This is a genomic window from Kitasatospora sp. NPDC036755, assembly GCF_040636595.1.
Lineage (GTDB): Bacteria > Actinomycetota > Actinomycetes > Streptomycetales > Streptomycetaceae > Kitasatospora.
In genome coordinates, this window is record NZ_JBEZUT010000546.1 from 1 (window position 1) to 3,516 (window position 3,516).

Here is a 3,516-nt window from a genome sequence, read left to right on the forward strand (position 1 = left end):
TTGGATCCAGGCGCTCATGGAGTGGGCGGACCCGTATCCCACCCCACCCCACCGCGTCGCGTCGAGCCCCACCCCGCCGCGCCGAGCCCCGCCACGCCGGGCCGTCCCACCTCCGGTCGACGCCCCGTCAGCCCCGCAGCCCAGCCCTGGTGGCGGGCCCACCCGGCCGCCCATACCGTCGACACGGCCGCACCCCACCGGCCGCCACCGCCCGCGCACAGCGCGTCAGCCCACTCCGCCGGACCGTGCGGGAGACCACGACACCAGCACGAACACCGCGCGCGCCGAAAGAAACAGGTCACCACTCATGCCCACGCGACGGGTCCACCACCTCGCCGCGGCCACCGCCGCCGCCACCGCCCTGACCACCGCCTTCACCGCGCTCGCCGCCGCCCCCGCGGCCCGTGCCGACGGCGGACTCCCGCTGCACTACGTCCGGCCCGGAGAATCGATCCAGCAGGCCGTCGACGCCGCCCGGCCCGGCGACACCATCCAACTCCTCCCCGGCACCTACCGGGGCAGCGTCCGGATCACCACCCCCGGCCTCACCCTGCACGGCGCCGGCCCGGACAGCGTGATCACGCCCGGGGACGGCACCGAGAACGCCTGTGCCACCGCCGGGCACGGCATCTGCGTGGTCGGCACCGAGGAACAGCCGCTGGCCGGCGTCGCCATCGAGAGCCTCGCCGTCACCGGCTTCCGAAAGAACGGCATCGACGCCAGCGGCACCACGGGCCTGACCGTCAGCGGCACCTACGTGCACGACAACGCCCAGCAGGGCATCAGCCAGGAGATGTCCACCCGGGCCACCATCCGCCGCAACCGCTCGACCGACAACGGCCAGTCCGGCGTCTTCCTCGCCAACTACGCCTACCGCGAGGGCGGTTCGCCCGACACCGGCGGCACCGTGGTCGAGGGCAACGAACTGACCGGCAACCGGGTCGGCGTCACCGTCCGCCGGCTGCGCGGGCTGGCCGTCCAGGACAACGGGATCAGCGGCAACTGCGCGGGCGTCTTCGTGGTCGGCGACGAGGGCGTGCCCCGGGCCGGGGACCTCGACGTCCGGCGCAACTCCGTCGTCGGCAACAACAAGTTCTGCCCGGCCAACCCCCGGCTGGGCGCCATCCAGGGCGCCGGCATCGTGCTCACCGGTACCGAGGACGCCCGGGTGACCGGCAACGAGGTGCGCGACAACACGGGCACCTCGGACTTCTCCGGCGGCATCGTCCTCTTCAAGAGCGTCGTCGGCGTCTCCAACGCCCGGGCCGTGATCACCGACAACACGCTGAGCGGCAACGGTCCGGCCGACCTCGCGGACCGCGACTCCGGTACCGACAACACCTTCGCGGGCAACACCTGCGACCGCTCCGAGCCGGCCGGGCGCTGCTGAGCCCCGGCACCGCCAGATGCCCGCTGCCCGATGCCCGCCGCCCCTCGCCGCCGCTCGATGCCCGCCGCCCGCCGCCCCAGGAACGCCCAAGCACCCGAGGAACCCAGCCATGACCACCGCACCCGCCCACACCAGCCCCCAGGCCGCGATGCGCCTGCGCGAGCTCGTCTTCGGTGCCGCCTGCGCCGCCGCCGTCCGCGCGGCGGCCCGGCTCGGTGTCGCCGACGTGCTCGGCGACACCCCGACCACCGCGACCGACCTCGCCGCCGCACTCGACACCGAGCCCCGCCAGCTGCGCCGGCTGCTGCGCGCGCTCGCCTGCTACGGGATCTTCGCGGAGACCGGCGACGACCGTTTCGAGCACACCGAGATGTCCCGGCTGCTGCGCGAGGACGCCCCCAACTCGCTGCGCTACATCTCCCTCTGGTGCACCGAGCCGTGGACCTGGGAGGCCTGGCCGAAGCTGGACGAGGCGGTCCGCTCCGGCCGCAACGTCTTCCCCGACCTGTTCGGCAAGGAGTTCTTCGACTACCTGCACAACGACGCGGGAGACTCCGCCAAGGTCTTCGACAAGGCGATGACCACCTCCAGCCGGCAGTCCGCCGAGGACTTCGCCGAGTACCTGGACCTCACCGGCATCGACTCGGTGGCGGACATCGGCGGCGGCCAGGGCCACGTGCTGGCCAGCCTGCTGGAGAAGCACCCGGCGCTGCACGGGACCCTGCTCGACCTGCCCAAGGTGGTGGCCGGCGCCGACCCCCGGCTCCAGGACGGCGGGGCCTTCTCCGCCCGGGCCCGGCTGGTCCCGGGCGACTGCCGGGTGGAGATCCCGGTCCGCGCGGACCTCTACATCATCAAGAACATCCTGGAATGGGACGACGACAGCACCCGCCGCACCCTCACCAACGTGGTCAAGGCGGCCGGCTCCGGCGCCCGCGTCGTCGTGGTGGAGAACCTGGTCGACAACAGCCCCTCGATGCGCTTCACCACCGCGATGGACCTGATGCTGATGCTCAACGTGGGCGGCGCCAAGCACTCCGAGGAGTCCATGGTCGGGCTGATGGCGGAGGCCGGACTGACGGTCACCTCGGTCCGCCCGGTCAACCCCTACCTGCACGCCTTCGAGGCCGTCGTGACCGGCTGACCCGGCCCCGCCGCACGACGACCGCCGGCCCCTGGCTTCCAGGGGCCGGCGGTCGTGCACCCGCCCCGAACCGACCCGAACCGCCCCGCCCCGCCCCGCCCCGCCCGGCCCGAGCCGGGTCGGGTCGGTTCGGGTCAGCCCGGGTGCGAGGACTCCAGGTGGGCGAAGACCACGACGTTGTCCAGGTAGTCCCGCCGCTTCTTGTCGTACGTGCCGCCGCAGGTGATCAGCCGGAGTTGGGCGTCCGGGGTCCTGCCGTACACCTTCGCGTCGGGGAAGGCGTTCTTGGCGAAGGTCTCCACCGAGTCCACCGAGAACACCGCGACGGTCCCGTCCGCGCGGCTCACCTCGACCTTGTTGCCCGGCAGCAGGAAGCTCAGCAGCAGGAAGACCGCCGGGCCCTTGGCGGTGTCCACGTGCCCGGCGAGGACCGCGCTGCCGCGCTCGCCGGGGGCGGCGCCGTCCCGGTACCAGCCGACCAGGTTCTTGTCGTCCGGTGGCGGCGCGTCGAGCTGGCCGGTCGGGCCGAGGCCCAGTTCGGTGAACGGCGCGTCGACTCCGATCTGCGGGATCCGCAGCCGGGTCGGCTTGGCGCGCCCGAGCGCCGGCGTCCGCAATTCGGCGGCCGGGGAGCCGCCGTCCGCGCCCGACGGTCCGGGGACGGCCGGTGCGGCGGCCGCCGGAGGAGCGGGCCGGCCGTCCTCCGCGTCCGTGTCCGACCCGGTGTCCACCGAGTTGTAGATCATCAGCAGCCCGACCGCTGCCGCGCCCATCCCGGCGCGCAGCAGCCGGGGCATTCCGGGGGTGGGACCGCCCGCCATTCCTGTCCTCCGCTCGACCGGTTCCGTGACGGCCCGCCGCCCCCGGTGCGCCCGCCCCGCGGGGAGAGGCGCCCGGGGGCGGCGGAAGCAGGGTGCCCGGCGTGTCAGGCGACCGCGCCGGAGGCCCGGCGGCCGCGGCGCAGGGCGTACGCGCCCGCCCC

At 74.3% G+C, this 3,516-nt stretch carries 3 protein-coding genes; 2 read left to right on the top strand and 1 reads right to left on the bottom strand.

Annotated features, from left to right (window positions below):
• Positions 1-307: 307 nt before the first annotated feature.
• Both AB0E96_RS39620 and AB0E96_RS39625 read left to right on the top strand, forming a co-directional pair.
• Positions 308-1,390, top strand: coding sequence for a right-handed parallel beta-helix repeat-containing protein (locus AB0E96_RS39620; protein WP_359831489.1), 1,083 nt, complete (start codon positions 308-310; stop codon positions 1,388-1,390).
• A 109-nt stretch (positions 1,391-1,499) separates the two neighbouring features.
• Positions 1,500-2,534: a methyltransferase gene (locus AB0E96_RS39625; protein WP_359831491.1), complete on the top strand. Its 1,035-nt coding sequence runs from the start codon at positions 1,500-1,502 to the stop codon at positions 2,532-2,534.
• 134 nt (positions 2,535-2,668) lie between these two features.
• On the opposite strand, the gene AB0E96_RS39630 is transcribed toward AB0E96_RS39625, so the two are convergent.
• Positions 2,669-3,355, bottom strand: a complete 687-nt coding sequence (locus tag AB0E96_RS39630; RefSeq protein WP_359831493.1) for a class F sortase — start codon at positions 3,353-3,355, stop codon at positions 2,669-2,671.
• Between the last annotated feature and the right edge of the window lie 161 nt (positions 3,356-3,516).